The organism is Rhizobium mongolense subsp. loessense (genome assembly GCF_900099775.1).
GTDB lineage: Bacteria > Pseudomonadota > Alphaproteobacteria > Rhizobiales > Rhizobiaceae > Rhizobium > Rhizobium loessense.
Map to the genome: position 1 here is coordinate 303,435 of NZ_FMTM01000003.1, position 17,457 is coordinate 320,891.

The 17,457-nt window shown below is 60.3% G+C and carries 15 protein-coding genes; 6 read left to right on the top strand and 9 right to left on the bottom strand.

The features are described 5' to 3' along the window. Positions 1–18 precede the first annotated feature (18 nt). Positions 19–363: a RidA family protein gene (locus BLP23_RS12685; protein WP_022714339.1), complete on the top strand. Its 345-nt coding sequence runs from the start codon at positions 19–21 to the stop codon at positions 361–363. A 40-nt stretch (positions 364–403) separates the two neighbouring features. Here the strand turns inward: BLP23_RS12685 and BLP23_RS12690 are convergent, their stop codons facing one another. The 4 genes from BLP23_RS12690 to BLP23_RS12705 are packed head-to-tail and all read right to left on the bottom strand — an operon-like array spanning position 404 to position 5,183. Then, a complete protein-coding gene (locus BLP23_RS12690) occupies positions 404–2,062 on the bottom strand; it encodes a thiamine pyrophosphate-binding protein (RefSeq protein WP_092585202.1) in 1,659 nt (552 codons plus the stop codon). Beyond that, complete coding sequence (locus BLP23_RS12695) at positions 2,059–3,273, bottom strand: succinate--glutarate CoA-transferase (RefSeq protein WP_092585203.1); 1,215 nt, start codon at positions 3,271–3,273, stop codon at positions 2,059–2,061. The genes BLP23_RS12690 and BLP23_RS12695 overlap by 4 nt, the downstream gene beginning before the upstream one ends. Positions 3,274–3,291: 18 nt before the next feature. Further along, positions 3,292–4,242: a DMT family transporter gene (locus BLP23_RS12700; RefSeq protein ID WP_092585204.1), complete on the bottom strand. Its 951-nt coding sequence runs from the start codon at positions 4,240–4,242 to the stop codon at positions 3,292–3,294. An 11-nt stretch (positions 4,243–4,253) separates the two neighbouring features. After that, positions 4,254–5,183 (bottom strand): alpha/beta hydrolase, encoded by a 930-nt coding sequence (locus BLP23_RS12705; protein WP_092585205.1) that lies wholly within the window; start codon positions 5,181–5,183, stop codon positions 4,254–4,256. Between the two features lie 149 nt (positions 5,184–5,332). On the opposite strand from BLP23_RS12705, the gene BLP23_RS12710 reads away from it, so the two are divergent. From BLP23_RS12710 to metF, 4 genes are all read left to right on the top strand, one after another. Then, positions 5,333–6,073 carry a ribonuclease T2 family protein gene (locus BLP23_RS12710; protein WP_092585206.1) on the top strand — a complete coding sequence of 247 codons (741 nt, stop codon included), beginning with the start codon at positions 5,333–5,335 and terminating at the stop codon, positions 6,071–6,073. A 327-nt stretch (positions 6,074–6,400) separates the two neighbouring features. Then, positions 6,401–8,050 (top strand): energy-dependent translational throttle protein EttA, encoded by a 1,650-nt coding sequence (ettA, locus tag BLP23_RS12715; RefSeq protein WP_092585207.1) that lies wholly within the window; start codon positions 6,401–6,403, stop codon positions 8,048–8,050. A 165-nt stretch (positions 8,051–8,215) separates the two neighbouring features. Further along, entirely contained in the window at positions 8,216–9,232 is a 1,017-nt protein-coding gene (locus BLP23_RS12720) for an ArsR/SmtB family transcription factor (RefSeq protein ID WP_092585208.1), read from the top strand. A gap of 1 nt (position 9,233) precedes the next feature. Further along, entirely contained in the window at positions 9,234–10,136 is a 903-nt protein-coding gene (gene metF / locus BLP23_RS12725) for a methylenetetrahydrofolate reductase [NAD(P)H] (RefSeq protein ID WP_092585209.1), read from the top strand. 519 nt (positions 10,137–10,655) lie between these two features. Here metF and BLP23_RS12730 read toward each other — a convergent pair. The 4 genes from BLP23_RS12730 to BLP23_RS12745 all read right to left on the bottom strand — a co-directional run bounded on the left by BLP23_RS12730 (position 10,656) and on the right by BLP23_RS12745 (position 14,827). Next, positions 10,656–11,909 (bottom strand): lytic murein transglycosylase, encoded by a 1,254-nt coding sequence (locus tag BLP23_RS12730; protein WP_092585210.1) that lies wholly within the window; start codon positions 11,907–11,909, stop codon positions 10,656–10,658. 79 nt (positions 11,910–11,988) lie between these two features. Continuing rightward, positions 11,989–12,786, bottom strand: a complete 798-nt coding sequence (locus BLP23_RS12735; RefSeq protein WP_092585211.1) for a glycoside hydrolase family 25 protein — start codon at positions 12,784–12,786, stop codon at positions 11,989–11,991. Between the two features lie 125 nt (positions 12,787–12,911). Beyond that, the gene (locus tag BLP23_RS12740; RefSeq protein ID WP_407691790.1) at positions 12,912–13,532 is read right to left on the bottom strand and encodes a class I SAM-dependent methyltransferase; all 621 of its coding nucleotides are present in this window, start codon (positions 13,530–13,532) and stop codon (positions 12,912–12,914) included. A gap of 50 nt (positions 13,533–13,582) precedes the next feature. Continuing rightward, complete coding sequence (locus tag BLP23_RS12745) at positions 13,583–14,827, bottom strand: BtaA family protein (RefSeq protein WP_092585213.1); 1,245 nt, start codon at positions 14,825–14,827, stop codon at positions 13,583–13,585. Positions 14,828–15,005: 178 nt separating this feature from the next. On the opposite strand from BLP23_RS12745, the gene BLP23_RS12750 reads away from it, so the two are divergent. After that, positions 15,006–16,391: a serine hydrolase domain-containing protein gene (locus tag BLP23_RS12750; protein WP_092585214.1), complete on the top strand. Its 1,386-nt coding sequence runs from the start codon at positions 15,006–15,008 to the stop codon at positions 16,389–16,391. A 20-nt stretch (positions 16,392–16,411) separates the two neighbouring features. On the opposite strand, the gene BLP23_RS12755 is transcribed toward BLP23_RS12750, so the two are convergent. After that, positions 16,412–17,356 carry a lytic transglycosylase domain-containing protein gene (locus tag BLP23_RS12755; RefSeq protein ID WP_092585215.1) on the bottom strand — a complete coding sequence of 315 codons (945 nt, stop codon included), beginning with the start codon at positions 17,354–17,356 and terminating at the stop codon, positions 16,412–16,414. Positions 17,357–17,457: the final 101 nt, after the last annotated feature.

The window sequence follows — 17,457 nt, forward strand, 5'->3', positions numbered from 1 at the left end:
AAAACTCAGGAGAACATCATGAGCATCAAGCGTATCGACGTCGGCGCCCGCATGAGCGGCGCGGTCATCCACGGCAACACCGTCTATCTCGCAGGCCAGGTCGGCGAAGGCGAGAGCGTGACCGATCAGTGCAAGTCGGCGCTCGCCGAAGTCGATCGTCTGCTTGCCGCTGCAGGTTCCAGCAAGTCGAAGATTCTGCAGACGCTGATCTATCTCTCCGACATTTCCTACTTTGCGGAAATGAATGCTGCCTGGGAAGCCTGGGTCGACCCCAAGAACACTCCAGCACGCGCCACCAGCGAGGCCAAGCTCGCCGCACCGAAATACAAGGTCGAATTCATCGTCATCGCCGCAATCGACTGAAATCGGCGCCATTTGCCAGTTTCAAAGCCGGTGGGTTCGCTCACCGGCTTTTTGTTTGCGCGATTTCGGTAAGCGTGCGCGTCGGCGTGATCGCCTCGGGATCGAGCTTCACCTCGATGATCGAAGGCTTGCCGCTGGCGCGCGCTCGCTCAAAAGCAGACGCGAAGTCCTCGGTTTTCTCCACCGTTTCACCATGGCCGCCATAGGCACGGGCAAGAGCGGCGAAATCCGGATTGGTGAGATCCGTACCGCTGACACGGCCGGGATAGTCGCGTTCCTGATGCATGCGGATCGTGCCGTAGATGCCGTTGTTGATGACGAGGGCGATGATTGGGAGGTCGTAGCGGACGGCGGTGGCGAATTCCTGCCCGTGCATCAGGAAGCAGCCGTCGCCGGCAAAGCAAATGACTTCACGCTCCGGAAAAAGCCGCTTGGCGGCCACGGCAGCCGGCAGGCCGTAACCCATCGAGCCGGAAGTGGGGGCCGCCTGCGTATTGAACTTCCGAAAGCGATGGAAGCGGTGCAGCCACGTGGCATAGTTGCCGGCACCATTGGTGAAGATCGTGTCGGCCTTCGTGTTGCCCTCGATCCATTCCATGATCGGTCCCATGTGAACGGCGCCGGGGCCTGTTTGCGGCGGCTTCGACCAGGCAAGATAGGCTTGGTGCATATGCTCCGTCCGTTTCGCCCAGCGCGGTTCGGCCGGGGCTTCGAGATCGGTAAGGGCGGCGACGAAGTCCTGCGGCGATGCGCAGATCGCAAGCTCCGGACGGTAGATGCGGCCAAGTTCGGACGGGTCGGGATAGATGTGGACGAGCGATTGCGCCGGGTAGGGGACGTCGACGAGTGTATAACCTGACGACGGCATTTCCGACATCCGGGCGCCGAGCAGGATGAGCAAATCGCTCTCCTTGATCTCCTTTGCCAGCACCGGATTGATGCCGATGCCGACATCACCGGCATAGCCCGGATTAAGGTGATCGAAGAGCATCTGGCGGCGGAAGGAGCAGCCGACCGGCAGCTTGAACCGTTCGGCAAAGACGCGGAAATCGGCAACCGCATCTGCATCCCAGCGTGTGCCGCCGAGAATGACCATCGGCCGTTCGGCCTTCAGGAGCCGCATGTAGAAATCGTCGACCTGTCGGCGCCCGGGATGAGCGGGAACGCGGGCATAAGGCTTGGCACGCGGCGCTTCGACTTCGTCGCGCAACATGTCCTCGGGCAGTGACAGCACGACAGGCCCGGGCCTGCCGGAAGTGGCAACGGCAAAGGCGCGGGTCACGAATTCGGGAATGCGCGCCGCATCGTCGATTTCGCCGACCCATTTGGCATATTCGGTCAGCGCGCGGCGGAACTCGACCTCCTGGAAGGCTTCGCGCTCGCGGGCATCGCGCTGGACCTGGCCGATGAAGAGGATCATCGGGATCGAATCCTGCCTGGCGATATGCAGGCCCGCCGTGGCGTTGGTGGCTCCAGGCCCGCGGGTGACCATACAGATGCCGGGTTCGCCGGTGAGACGGCCCCAGCAATCGGCCATCATCGCGGCACCGCCTTCCTGACGGCAGACGATCACTTCGATATCGGTGTCATAAAGCGCGTCCAGCACGGCGAGGAAGCTTTCGCCGGGCACGCAGGAAAGTCGCTTGACCCCGTTTGCCTTCAGCGCTTCGACAATCAGCTCGCCGCCGGTCTTCTTCATGGTGAAGATTTCCCCTCCCGTTTAGCGCGCTCCAATGCCTCGAGCTCAGCCACGACCTCTTCCTGATGCTCGCCAAGCCGAGGGCCTGGCCTCTCGTAACGCAGGGGCGTTTCGGAGAGCACGACCGGCGTCCTCACGCCGGGGATAACGTTTCCTGCCGCATCCGGCAAATCGATGCGCAGTCCGCGCGCCTTGATCTGCGGATCTGCGAACATCTCCTCGATCGTGTTGATCGCGCCGGCTGGCACGGCATTCTCTTCGCAGACTTTCAGCAGGTCGGCTTTCTGCCATCTCAACGTTTCGGTCGAGATCAGGCGGCGCACCTCGTCGCGGTTGACGACGCGGGCCTTGTTGGTCGAAAAACGCTCGTCGCCGGCGACGCCATCGAGGCCGAGGATCGTGCAGAGACGCCGGAACTGGTTGTCATTGCCGACGGCGAGGATCAGGTAACCGTCCGCGCTTGGCACGACCTCGTAAGGAGAGATATTCGGATGGGCGTTTCCGAGCCGCGCCGGCGCGCGGCCGGAGATCAGGTAGTTCATGTTTTGATTGGCGAGCACGGCGGATTGCACGTCGAGCAGCGCCATATCGACGAGCTGGCCTTTACCGGTTTTCAGCGCATGGATGAGGGCTGCCTCGATCGCTGCGACGGCATAGATGCCGGTGAATATATCGGCGATGGCGACACCTGCTTTCATCGGCTGGCGATCCGGCTCGCCGGTGATCGACATGAAGCCGGACATGCCCTGGACGATATAGTCATAGCCCGCGAGGCTGGCATAGGGGCCAGACTGGCCGAAGCCGGTGATGGAGCAGTAGACGAGCTTCGGATTGATCTTGCGCAGGCTCTCGTAGTCGAGCCCGTACTTGACGAGGCCGCCGAGCTTGAAATTCTCGATCAAGACATCGGCCGTTGCCGCGAGGCGTCGCACCAGCGACTGGCCTTCCTCTGTCTTCAAATCGGCCGTGACAGAGCGCTTGTTGCGATTGGCGGAGTGATAATAGGCAGCTGAAAGGTTTTCGCCGTCGCCGCCCTCGACGAAGGGAGGCCCCCATTGCCGCGTATCGTCGCCGCCGTCCGGATTTTCGACCTTGATGACGTCCGCGCCGAGATCGGCCAACATCTGCCCGGCCCAAGGGCCTGCAAGGACGCGGGCGAGCTCGATCACCCTGATGCCGGCAAGCGGCGGTTTCTTACTACTGTCCGTCATGTTCCTCCCGAGAACGGATCATGGTGCCCGCGTTGCCTCAGATGTATCGGATACGGGTTTGGATGCAAAGCGGCGCTCGCGCCAGATGATGTAGAGTCCGGATGCGATGATGATGAGGATGCCCAGCCATTTGATGGCATCGGGAAAATCGCCGAAAACCAGCCATGCGAAGATCGTAGCTGAGACGATCTCGAAGTATTGCAACGGCGCCAAAGTGGAGGCGGGTGCGGAGCGATAGGCATAGACGCCGAGAATGCTGGCGATCGCGGCCGTTACACCGACGCCGAGGAGCCAGACGAGACCTATCATGGATGGCATTACCGGTTCGAACACATCCGAGCCGGTTCCACGTGCGAAGAAAAGCAGGACGCCGCAAAAGAGCAGGCCCCACAAGCCCATGTGAAACTGCATCACCCATGGGTCCTCGCGCTGCGCCAGGGCCCTGTTCATCATCGCGGAGATGGCGATGCAGACTGCGCTGACGACCGGCAACAACGCCACGTAGCCGACCTCCTGGAAGCTTGGCTGAATGACCAGTATCGCGCCGAAAAAGCCGACGCCGCAGGCTGTGTAGCGCCGCCAACCGATCGTCTCGCCCAGAAAAAGGCTGCTCAGGATGGTGAGGATGATGGGTTCGACGAAGAAGATCGCGATCGCATCTGCGACCGCCATGTATTTCAGTGTGGTGACGAACGAGATCATCGAAATGGTGATGATGGCGCCGCGGATCGCGTGGAAGAGGCTCTGCCTCCATGATGAATCCGTCAGTTTTTTGCGCCAGATAACGATCGGAAGCATGCAGAGAGCCTGTATGGCAAAACGTGCTGCGGTGATCTCCGCGGACGGAACCGTCGTGATGGCAAGCTTGGAGAAAATATCGATCAGCGGCGATACGAGCACCGAAAAAAACATGAGCATCAGGCCCATGCTGACTTCGGAGGAGCTATTCTTCGTTATTGCGCTGTTCATTTCTGGTCCGCTCAGGGTCTTGCGGTTGCTTCATCGCACCAATCGGCAAAGGCCGAAATCGCCGCTTCGGCGCCGATCTCGTTCAGCGTCTCGTGCCGCTTATCCTGATATATTTCGGCCGTGATACGGGAGAAACCATGCCGTTTCAAATGGTTTGACAGCCACACCACCGCTTTTCCGAAATCGGTCGCTGGATCCTTTCCGCCGCCGACGAGGTGGATTGGCAGGTTCCTTCGCAACCTGTCCAGATGCTGCTTCTGTGGCGCCCGAAAGGTGAGTTCGAATATATCGAGCCAGAGCGAAACGGAAGCATCGAAGCCGCAGAGGGGATCGGCGATGTATTTGTCGACTTCGGCCGGATCGCGCGAGAGCCAGTCAAATTCGGTCCGGTGGCCGGGGATGGATTTGCCCCAGGCGTCGAAGGTGAGCTTCGGCAGCAGGCCGCTCGGAACGTCGGAACCTTTCAGGGCTTTCTCGGCAAGCAGGATGGCTTGCGCGGCCCGGCCTGTCAGACCGACAGCGAAATTCGAATTCCACACGGCGACGGCATCAAATTTTTCCGGATAGGTCACTGCAGCGTTGAGCGCGATCAGCCCTCCCATGGAGTGGCCGAAGAGGATCATGGGAAGGTTTGGATGGTACCCTGCCGCATAGTCCCGCATGGCGACCATGTCGGCAAGAACCTGCTCCACCCCGTTGTGCCGGGCGAACCGGCCGATCGGGGCGCCGTCGGCCACTGTCTCGCCGTGACCCCTGTGGTCGTGCGCATAGACATGATAGCCGCGCGCGGCCATCGCCTTAGCGAAGCGTGCGTAGCGCTTCGAATGTTCAGCAAGTCCATGGGAAATCAGCACGATACCGCGCGGGCCGCCGCCGGCTGCCTCATAATGAAAGGCGAGCGTTGCCTCGAGCGTCTTAAGCCATTGTGTTTGCAAAAACATTTCCAGCCTCCCGCCGCAACAGAGCAGATCGCGGGCCAAATGCAACATCCCGGCGCATGTTTAAGTGGAATTTCCTGCGAGTGAGGGTTGCAGGGTTTTGGGGTTCGTGCTTACTTGTTCCTGAATTGTTCTATCTGCGAGGAGTGGCGATGAGCAGGGTGTTTCTGCGCTTGATGGCGTTCGTTCTGTCAACGGTTTTGGCTGGCTTTGCGGTTGCGCAGGAAGGGCAAGGGAGAACGCGCTTCATCCTTGCCGCAAGTTGGCAGCCGGCATTCTGCCAGACAAACCAAAGAAAGCCGGAATGCAGCAGCCAGACGAAGGAGCGCTTCGACGCTTCGAATTTCTCGCTGCACGGCCTCTGGCCGCTGCGGCAGAACTATTGCGGTGTATCGAAGGACTTGCAGGCAGTCGACAAAGACGGCGATTGGCAAAAGCTGCCAGAGGTCAAGCTGACGGCTGAGAATGCGTCAGCCCTTGCAAAGGCCATGCCCGGAACGCAATCGGGCCTCGAACGTCATGAATGGACGAAGCACGGCACCTGCACAAAGATGAGCGCCGACGATTATTTCGGCGTGGCGATCCGCCTGATGGACGACCTCAACGGCTCGGCGGTTCGCGACCTCTTTGCCGCGAATGTCGGCAAGACGGTCAAGGCCGATCAGATCAAAACGGCTTTCGACAAGAGCTTCGGGCCGGGCGCTGGCGAGCGTGTGAAGATAAGCTGCCGGCGCGTGGGCGGCGTCCGTGTGATCAGCGAGCTGACGATCGGGCTGTCGGAGGACGCAGGCTCGGCCGCCGGCGCCGGTGCGGGGCTCGCGAAGCTCATGCAAGACGCCGGCCGCACCTCCTTCGGCTGCGACGAAGGCGTTGTCGATGCTGCGGGGTTCTGAGAGTTTATCGCAAGGGTTGGGACTGGAGCGCCGCTTGTAAGGGTGGGAGGAGCGATGCGGCTGGATGACTTCGGAAGCGTCGGGGACGCCTACTATCGCGCTTGAGCGCGCTGCTTCGCTGCGTGACCCATACCCTGCGATTGCCCGGCTCTTTCATGCGACTGGGCCGAAAGCCTGACGAGATCAGGCAAATCCCTCCGTTCCGTTGCTTTTCGAACCGAACCAAATCGATTGCCGCGGAGAAAGCCGGTTTCGGCGTTGCCCGAAGGCCGGCTTTCGCCTACATAGCGGCCACGGTTTTCAAGTTTCCGCCCGGAGCAGCGTATAATGGCACGTCAGTTTATTTATCATATGGCCGGCCTCAACAAGGCCTATGGCAACAAGAAGGTGCTGGAGAACATCCACCTTTCCTTCTACCCCGATGCCAAGATCGGTATCCTCGGCCCGAACGGCGCCGGTAAATCCACCGTCCTGCGCATCATGGCCGGCCTCGACAAGGAATATACCGGCGAAGCCTGGCTCGCCGAGGGCGCAACCCTTGGCTACCTGGCGCAGGAGCCGCAGCTCGATGCATCGAAGACGGTGCTCGAAAACGTCATGGAAGGTGTGGCCTCCAAGAAGGCGATTCTCGACCGCTACAACGAGCTGATGATGAACTATTCCGACGAAACGGCGGAAGAGGGCGCGAAGCTCCAGGACATCATCGACAGCCAGAACCTCTGGGACCTCGAAAACCAGGTCGAGATGGCGATGGACGCGCTGCGCTGCCCGCCGGGCGATGCTTCGGTCGACAATCTTTCGGGCGGCGAAAAGCGCCGCGTGGCGCTCTGCCGCCTCCTGCTTGCCCAGCCGGACCTGCTGCTCCTCGATGAACCGACGAACCACCTCGACGCCGAGACGATCGCCTGGCTCGAAAAGCACCTGCGCGAATATCCGGGTTCGGTGCTAATGATCACCCACGACCGCTACTTCCTTGACAATGTCACCGGCTGGATCCTCGAGCTCGACCGCGGCCGCGGCATTCCCTATGAGGGTAATTATTCGGCTTATCTGCAAGCGAAAGCGAAGCGCATGCAGCAGGAGGGCCGCGAAGAAGCCTCCCGCCAGAAGGCTCTGTCTCGTGAGCAGGAATGGATCGCCTCCAGCCCGAAGGCGCGTCAGGCAAAGTCGAAGGCGCGTATCCGCGCTTATGACGAACTGGTGGCGGCAGCCGCCGACCGTCGTCCCGGCGACTCCCAGATTGTCATTCCGGTCGGTGAGCGTCTCGGCCAGGTCGTCATCGAGGCTGAGAACCTCACCAAGGGATATGGTGATACCGTCCTGATCGAGAACCTGAGCTTCAAGCTGCCGCCGGGCGGCATCGTCGGCGTCATCGGCCCGAACGGTGCCGGCAAGACGACGCTCTTTCGAATGATCACCGGCCAGGAAAAGCCGGACAGTGGCGAAATCCGCATCGGCGATACCGTCGATCTCGGCTATGTCGACCAGAGCCGTGATGCGCTCAACGGCAACAAGACGGTTTGGGAAGAGATCTCCGCCGGCAACGACATCATCAAGCTCGGCAAGCACGAAGTGAATTCGCGCGCCTATTGCGGCGCCTTCAACTTCAAAGGGGGCGACCAGCAGCAGAAGGTTGGCACGCTCTCCGGCGGCCAGCGCAACCGCGTCCATCTGGCCAAGATGCTGAAGGCCGGCGGCAACGTCATCCTGCTCGACGAACCGACCAACGATCTCGATACGGAAACGCTGGCTGCGCTCGAGGATGCGCTGGAAAACTTCGCCGGCTGTGCCGTTATCATCAGCCACGACCGCATGTTCCTCGACCGGCTTGCAACGCATATCCTCGCCTTTGAAGGCGACAGCCATGTCGAATGGTTCGAAGGCAACTTCGAAGATTACGAGCAGGACAAAATGCGCCGTCTGGGCGTGGATTCGGTCAACCCAAAGCGGGTGACCTACAAGCGCCTGACGCGCTGATCGTCAACGCCACCTTTTAAATCAGAAACCCCGGCAAGCGCCGGGGTTTCTGTATTTTTGGTGGTCGCTTTCAGAGCAGGGAATTTCGTGAACGGAGCGGATTCCTGCTTGCCAGGCACTCTCAAATCACATAAAGATATCTTTATATGTTGATTGGGTCGGGATATGGCTGAAGCTGTGAGGCTTGGATTGGATGCGCTGGTGGACGTCTTGAAGGCGGCCGGTGAGCCGACGCGCCTGCGGCTTCTAGCGCTTCTTGCCGCCGGCGACCTGACGGTGACCGATCTTACGGAAATTCTCGGACAGTCGCAGCCGCGCATTTCGCGGCATCTGAAGCTGCTCGGTGAAGCCGACCTCATCGATCGCTATCAAGAGGGTGCCTGGGCCTATTTCCGGCTGAGGCAGGATGGCAAGGCGGCGGCGCTGGTGCGCGTGCTGCTAACGCACGCGTCCCAGAACGACCCGGTGATCCTGCGCGATGGCGAGCGGCTTTTGGCCGTGAAGCGTCAGCGGGCAGAGCGTGCGCAGGCCTATTTCAGCCGCAATGCCGCCGAATGGGACGAGCTTCGGCGTCTCCATGCCGCCGACGAAGAGGTGGATGCCGCGGTCATCAAGCTGCTCGGTAACCAGCCGGTCTATTCGCTGCTTGATCTCGGCACGGGGACCGGCCGCATGCTGGAGCTGCTTTCCGGGCTCTATCGACGGGCGATCGGCGTCGATGCCAGCCGTGACATGCTGAGCGTCGCCCGCGCCAATCTAGACAAGGCGGGCATCACCAAGGCTTCGGTGCGGCATGCCGACATCCTGAACCTGCCGTTCGAGGGACACGGTTTTGATCTCGTCACCATTCATCAGGTTTTGCACTTCTTCGATCAGCCGGAAATCGCGATCGCCGAGGCTGCGCGTATGCTGGCACCCGGTGGGCGTCTCATGGTCATCGACCTTGCGCCGCATGGGCTCGAATATCTTCGCGACGAGCACGCGCATGTCCGCCTTGGTTTCTCGCATCAGTCGATGACCGACTGGCTGCGCAAGACGGGGCTCGATATGGAGCAGACCATCGATCTTCATCCGCGTCAGCCGGGCGAGAAGGGGCTTACGGTCACGATCTGGCTCGCGCGCGATCCGAGGCGCCTCATTGCATCCGAAGGCGCCGAAACAGTATTGGCCGGGGAGGTATGATATGGCTTTGAACACCGGAGACCGCCGCAATATCGGCATTTCCTTCGAATTTTTTCCGCCGAAGTCGGAGGAGATGGAAGGTCAGCTCTGGAAGACCGTGGCCGAACTGCAGGATTGGGATCCGGATTTCGTCTCGGTGACCTATGGCGCCGGCGGCACTACGAAGGCGCCGACGCTGACGGCCGTGACGCGGTTCCTCAACGAGACGCCGCTTGCGACTGCGTCGCATCTCACCTGCGTGGGCGCCACGAAGGAAGAAACGCATCAGGTGATCGATCATTTCCGCAAGGCGGGCGTGAAGCACTTCGTGGCGTTGCGCGGCGATGCACCGGGCGGAGCAGGGGTGCCTTACCAGCCTCATCCGGGCGGCTACGCCAATGCGGCCGAACTCGTGGCGGGCCTTCGCGAGATCGACGATTTCGAGATTTCGGTGTCCGCCTACCCGGAGAAGCATCCGGAGAGCCGGGACGTGGCGGCCGATATCGACATGTTGAAGCGCAAGGCCGACAACGGCGCGGACCGCGCGTTGACGCAATTCTTCTTCGACAACGACAATTTCGAGCGCTACCTGGAAAAGGTGCGGACAGCAGGCATCAAAATCCCGATCGTTCCGGGCATCATGCCGATCCAGAACCTGACGCAGTTGAAGCGATTTGCCAGCGCATGCGGCACGGTGATCCCGGCCTTTCTCGACGAGCGCTTTGCCGGTCTCGACGACAAGGTGGAGGAGCGGGCGAAGGTTGCGGTCGATGTCGCCGTCGAGCAGATCGAGGATCTTGTCCGCCGCGGGCTGGACGAGTTTCACCTCTATACAATGAACCGCTCGCCGCTGGTTTCAGCCGTGCTAACCAATCTCGGCCTCAGGCGTGAGGGCGCAAAGAGGGCAGCGGGCGCAGCTGCCTGAGAGCGGTGGCAATCGCATCGAATAAAAAAGCGCATGTCTGGCGGTGACATGCGCTTTTTAATTGGCTGAACTGTTAGCTTGTCAGGAGCTAGGTATTCCAGTCATAGGGTTCGCCGACCGCTCAAATGAAGAGCATGGACAAGACGAACGCGAACGCTGCACTGACCAACAGGACATTCAAGGATCGTGTGATACCCATGTCTGCCTCCTCGCGTTAACCAGCATATAATATGTCTGAATTGTGTCGCGTGGAAAGCGGATTCTATGCTGCAACGCAGCGGCGGACTGCGGACGAGCTGCGTTCTGATCAGCTAAGCATTTGGAATTAATTGCCAAATCACAATGAAATTTTCTTCACACATTTTAACCGTGCGTTAAATTGGGCGATTGGGCCGTTAACGGTGACGGCTACATAAAGGCATGACCGGAAGCTGCTGATATGATGCGGGAAATCGAAATCGCGCCTCGGCATTTTCCGGGACGCGATCGAAGTGGGCGACCTTCACGAAAATGGATTGATCAGAGCGCGCTCAGCAGGCCGGGCGTCGCCCAGCCATCGGCGGGCATTCCGAGACGCTGCTGCTCCTTCTGGATCGCGACACGGGTGCCGGAACCCAGGATGCCGTCGATCTGACCGACATCGTGGCCCTTCAACTGCAGTTTGGTCTGCAACTGCTTCATCTGGTCGTTGGCAAGGCCCTGTTCCGGCGTTCCCTTGAGATAGGGCTGCGCACCTCCAAAGCGGGTGGCGAAATAGGCGGCCGAGGTCGTGTAGATGAACGACTTGTTCCATTCGAGATAGATCTTGAAGTTCGGGTAGGCGATGAAGGCCGGTCCGTGACGGCCCTGCGGGAGAACGAGGTCACCCTCCAGATTGCCGAAGCTGGTGTTGCCGTCACGCGGTTGGACACCGAGCGCGAACCATTCGCCAGCCGTCATGGTGCCGCCGAGGCCTGATTTTTCCCAGGGAAGATTGTCGGGCAGGGTGACTTCCTGCAGCCAGGGCTGGCCGCGTTCAAAGCCGAGATGCTGGATGAACTTCGCGGCCGTCAGGATGGCGTCCGGGCCGCTCTCCTTCAGGCGCACATGGCCATCGCCGTCGCCGTCCATGCCGTAGGCGACGATGTCGCGCGGAAGCATCTGCACCTGGCCGATTTCGCCCGCCCATGCGCCGGTATTGGTTGCCGGGTCAAGGTCGCCGTGCTGAACCATTTCAATGAGCGCGATCAATTGCGGTCGGAAGAGTTCGGGACGGCGGCAGTCATGCGCCAGCGTGACGAGCGCGTTGCGCGTATTGAAATCGCCCTGAACCGCGCCGAAGTCCGTTTCCATTGCCCAGAAGGCGGTGATCACGCCCGGGGGCACGCCATAGTCCTGCTCGGCCCTGGCGAAGACGTCCGCGAACTGTTTCAGCTTCTGGCGGCCGATATCGAGGCGGGCCTGGCTGACGGTACGCTGCGAAAACTCCAGGAAGGTCTGCTTGAAGACGCCTTGCGCGCGGTCGCGGCTCAGAACCTTGGGATCGATCTGCGCGCCGGCGAGCGCCTTGTCGGCAGCTTCGGCGGAGGCGCCGGCAGCGATCGCATCGGCCTTCACGCCAGCCAGAAATTCGGCAAGATCGCCGGCGCAAGCCACGGGAGGAGCCTGAGGGGTTGCGGCTGGTGGAGGGGAGGCCGCCGGAGCCATTGCCTGCTGCTGAGCCAATGCCGTGGTTGCCGCGGTGATTGCAAACAAAAGAGCAAGTGCAGAGCGGCCTGCGAGCGAGCGGTGCATGAGATCGTCCTTATACCCGAAATATGTTGTTGCTTTCACAGATGAATGTGACGGAAGCAAGAAAGATCGGCGGACGTTACTAAGAATTTCTGTCCTTAGAAACGGAAGCCACCCAGTTGGCCCAGTTCTTTGAGGAGCCCGCAAACACATTGATGTCCGCGGGGCCTTTGATGCCCGGGATCACACCGGTCGACGTATACTGCCAGAAGGCCCAGCGGCGGTCGGCATAGGTGACTTCCGGGTGCTTGGCCACCGAGCGGACCCAGAAGTGATAGTCCTGGAAGTAACCCTGCAGATTGTCGCGGTGGAAATCGACCGATGTATAGATGATCGGCCGCTTGCCGTAATAGGTTTCGAGGCGGTCCATGAAGCGCTGCATCTGAGCGCGAACGGTCGCCGGATCCGGCCGGAAGCGGCAAGTCTTCGATTCGCCGTTCCATTCGACGTCCAGGACCGGGGGCAGGCGCATCGATTCGCGCGGGACGTTCTGAATGAACCAGTCTGCTTGCTCATCGGCCGACGAGCAGAAATAATAGAAATGATAGGGCGCATGGGGGATGCCGACGGCGCGGGCGCGCTGCCAGTATTCATTGAAGCGCGGGTCGAACCTGTCTTTGCCCTCGGTCGCCTTGATGAAGGCAAAGGCGACGCCGGAAGTCTTCACCGTCTGCCAATCGATATCACCCTGCCACTTGGAGATGTCGATGCCGTGAACCTCGTTCCGATGCGGATGCTTCGCCCCGAAATCCTGCGGGTCGGTATCCTTGAAGCGGGACTTCGGTTTTATGGATGCGGTCTCAAGATAATCATATCCTGATGAAGTACAGCCGGCCAACATGATAGCCAATGGCAATACACAAAACAAAATCCGGCGCATAAATGTCCCGTCGTGGACCGAATGATCGACTTGCCCCACAGCTTGACCTTCGAAAGACGAGTTTCAGTAGAGGAATTCCCCTGTTTCAACATATCAACGTAAAAAATCGGTTAGGTTCAAGCGAATTATGAAGGCCGGGCGATGATTGCTGCCCGCCAGGCATAGCCACCGCCGATCGTCTCGAACGACAATCTCGCGTTGTTTTCATGGGCTTGCGTTTCCAGCACCTGGCGCAGATCAGCGCGAGGCGTGACGTGAAATTTTGCAAGCCATGACTTCAGCACCGCCCTGAACCAGGCCGGCAGGCCCTCCTGCTGGCCGAAATCGACGATGTGCAGCTGCCCGCGGGGGTTCAATGCGGCGATTGCGGCATCGACGGCGCGTTCCCAATCGGGGATCATCGAGAGCGCATAGGAAATGAGGATCCGGTCGAAGCCGCCGACACCGAATTCCCGTGGCGTGAAGGCGGTCGCGTCGGCAACGCGAAAATCGGCAACAGCGGCCTTCGTGGCGAATGTTTTACGCGCCGAAATCAGCATTTCCTGCGAAATGTCGAGGCCATAGAGCCTAGCGCCGGAAAACAGCTGGTGGGCGAGCACCAGGTTGCGGCCGGTGCCGCAGCCGACTTCGAGCAGCGTGCCGCCTTCCGGGACGTCCAGATTGCGGATCGTACTGTCGCGGCCGAGCAGGTAATATTTACGCGTCAGATCATAGATATGGCGCTGGTAGCGATACATGCCGTCCATAAGATTGGCATGCTTTTCGGATTTCTCGTCCACGATGGTGCGGATTTCGGTCACGCCTTCTTTCCGTAAATGTGGAAGCCGCCGTAGATGGCCGAACGGTCGAGTGCGGTCATATCTCGGGACTTCTCCTCGAAATATTCCCATTGATCGCGGATCGCCGAGGAAAGACGGCCCTCGATGACGCTCTTTTCGGCCGCCGTGCGGAATATGACGCGGGCGCCGAGGAGGGCGGTGCGGGTAATCTCCGCCCAGAGCTCGTTCAGCTGCTGGTCCGTCATCCAGTCCTGCGCGTCGAGCAGGATGTAACGGTCGCGAGAGGCGGCGGGTTCCTTGGCGAGAAGCTCGGTGAAGCTTGCGTGATGGACGTTGACGCGATCGGCATTGGCGCGGATCACCTCGTAGTGCTCCCGCTTCAGATAGGTCGGCAGCGGGCCTTCGTCGTCGCAGGCATACCGGCGACCAAAAGCCTGCCAGGCGAAATAATTTTCGCTCATCGGAAAATGGCAGGCGAGCTTTTCGAGGCGATGCTTCAAGACCGGGGCGATCGACTGATCAGCGGTGAGGCTGGCAAGCTCGTCATATTGCTGTGGCGGAATGCCAAGACCGAAAAGCGAGCTCTTGCGCCCTGTAATCCAGCGCACCACCGGCTTTTCGAAGAGGGGCGCAACCTGCTCGTCGAAGAACTGGCGCTGTTCGCGGATGGAGCGGGTCTTCGTCATCTCTTTGAGATCGACGCCGTGCAGGCGGGCGAGCAGATGGGCCGCGCCGATGAAGCGGCCGAGCAGCCCGGTCTCATAGAAATTGCGGTTGAAGACGGTGACGCGGCGGCGGCCGAACTTGCGGCCGTTCCAATAGGCGCGGGTCGTCTCGTCGAGCTTGGACGACAGGAAGTGATCGAAGGCCCGGCTGTTCGATCGCTCGTTGGGCATGGCGAGGAAGCGCACGAGGTCGGTATGGCCGGGAAGATGCTTGAAGGCAGCAAGCTTCAGGCGGTTGAGCGCGATATGGTGCGGGTTGAGGTCGACCACATCGATGGAGGCCGGCGCCTTGGAGAGATAGGCGAGCATGTTGCAGCCGCCCGAGCCGATCGTAACGATGCGGTGATGCGGCTGCAGTTCCATCGCCTGCATGTCGAGATCCGGATCCTCCCAAATCTGCGGATAGACGAGGCCGGAAAAGAGCAGGCCGAAAAGCCGTTCCGAAAAGCCGTCCTTGGAAAATGCCTTGTGGCGGAGAAGAGCGTCCTTGAGTTTCCGGTTCTTGCGGAAGCCGGTATCCGGTGCAAATTCCGTCATGTGAGTCTGTCACCCTTTTTGCGTTCAGGGCGTGTAGCGCGTCCCTGCTACAGTTTGATGACGCAGACTGTGGGTATCGCTTTCCACAGGAATTGCCTGGCAGAAAACGGCATTCGCATTCTTGTGCTCTTTTTTGTGAAGAGATTTCCTGCTTCTCTCCGTTCGTGGAGGCAATAACATGCGATTTGTTCTGCGTATCGTGAAGGCACTCGCCACTGCTTCCGTCGTCATCGTCATCGCGGGCGGGACCTGGCTATACGTCAATCCGCCGGAGCTGTTGCGCGTGGGTGATGGATATGCCGCAAAGATCGTCTGCTCGAATGTCTTTTTGGCAGGACGCGACCCGCAAGCGGTACTCTACGGCGACGTACAGGCGCCGGGCAATCCGCTACTGCGATTGGTGAGAGTTTCGGTCGATCGGGAACGGGGTCATGTGACGGCGCGCATCCTGGGGCTCTTCGCACCCGGATATGCGCTCTATCGGGGGGCGTTCGGCTGCACGAGCGTGCCTGACGGCAATTTCAAGGCTGCTGCCGAGGCTGCACCTTCGGATACGCGGCCGCGGATGATTCCGGAGAACGCGGCACTATGGCCGGAAGGCGAAAGCGTTGCTGAAGCTAACGACGGAGATCTTGCGTCGCTGCTGGCAAACGACGTGCTGGCCGGTCCGCAAATGCGGGCGATGGTCGTCGTTCACAACGACCGGATCGTGGCGGAGCGCTACGGCGAAGGCTTCGATGCGAAGACGCCTCTGCTTGGCTGGTCGATGACCAAGACGGTCAATGCGGCGCTCGTCGGGCGCGCCATGCTCGATGGAAAGGTGGATTTAGACGCGACCAACCTTTTGCCGCAGTGGAAGGATGACGAACGGTCGCAGATCAGGCTCCGGGATCTGCTGGGCATGGAAAGCGGCCTCGCTTTCAACGAGGAGTACGGCGATGTCACGGATGTGACGCGCATGCTTTATCTCGACCCCGATATGGTTTCGTTGCCCGCCAATGCGCCGTTCGAAGCAAAGCCCGGTGAACGCTTCCGTTATTCGAGCGGCACGGCGGTCCTATTGTCGCGAATCTGGATGGATGGGGTAGGCGGCGACCGGAAAAAGGCCTTCTCTTATCCGAGGGAGGCACTTTTCAAGCCGCTCGGCATGTCGAGCGCGGTGCTGGAGGTCGATGCCCGGGGCACCTTTGCAGGAAGTTCCTATCTCTACGCGACGGCGCGCGATTGGGCGCGTTTCGGGCAATTCCTGCTTCGGGACGGCGTCTGGAATGGTCAGCGGCTCCTGCCGGACGGGTTTGTCAAGGCGATGCGAACGCCGACGCAATCGTCGGGCGGTAAATATACGCAAGGCCAGGCATGGCTTGCAGCACCCGGCGGAGATACGAGCGCCGAAGCGGGGCTGCCGGAAGATACCTTCTGGCTGGAAGGACATGACGGGCAAAGCATGGCGATCGTGCCATCCGCCGATCTGGTCTTCGTCCGCATGGGCCTGACGCCAGGCCGCCTCGGCTACAAGCCGCAGCTTATGCTCAAAGAACTGCTTGCCGCGCTGCCTGCCAGTTGAGCATATGTGAATGCGAAAGCTTAGTAGTTGCCGTGGGCAATATCCGTCATGCCTTTGCGCTTGGCATCGTAATAATAGCCGCGCGCATAAAGCCTCACGGCATCTTCTTCCTTGTTATTGGAAACGAGCCATGCGCCGCGCAGATATTTCGCGGCATATTTGATGTTGGTTTCCGCGTCGAGAAGGCCGGTGGGCGCGCCGTCATAGCCCATCGATTTGGCCGTATTGTATTTGATCTGCATCAAGCCGAAATAGCCGCGTTTGTTATAAGCCTTTGGATTGTAACGGCTTTCGCGGTGAACCACGCGGTGGATCAATGTTTCGGGGACTTCGTAAAGTTTCGAATATTTGCTGATCAGCTTGCTGATAAAGCCCTTTTCGGCAGTCGGCGCCGTATCAATGTCGCTGTCGCTGAACATCGGCGGCGCGGCTGGCGGGTCCATCGGACCGGACTCGTCGAAGGTGAAATCCGACATCGAGCGCCGCGCGGCGCCGACGGAGGCGATCGCAGCCAGCGCGCCGCTCTGCGGCGCTGTCGCTGCGAAGGCAAGCTGTGTCGATGGCGATGCCGGACTGCCTGGACGCGGGGTCGGCACGACCGATTGGATCGCGGTCATTTCCGGCGTCAGCGGAATCTGCGTGCCACTCGCGGTCATCGCCTGCTGCATGGCAGGATCGGCAGACGTTGCCGTTGCCGGCATTGCCGTTGCGGTTGCGGTCAAAGCGGGTGTCGCCTGGGGATTGGAAGCTGCGAATGCGGTTTCGGGCTGGCTGGCGCCGTCGGCGGCCGGTACGGCGGCCATCATCATCGCATCTTCGCCAGGCTTCGGGGTTGGAATGACGCTCTGCACAGCGGTCAATTCCGCCTGGGACGTGTACTCGACCGTCGAGCATCCGGCGATACCGCAGAGCATTGTCGTCACGACAAGGCCGCGTTTCAGGCCGGAAAATCCGTTCGCTACCATTCTGTCACTTTCGTGAATCGCGCCGCCCTGGCAGCATTTAAAAGTTATCGAGACCCTGAACCCTGATTTGCCATTAACCTATTCGCTGTTGCGCCGCAACC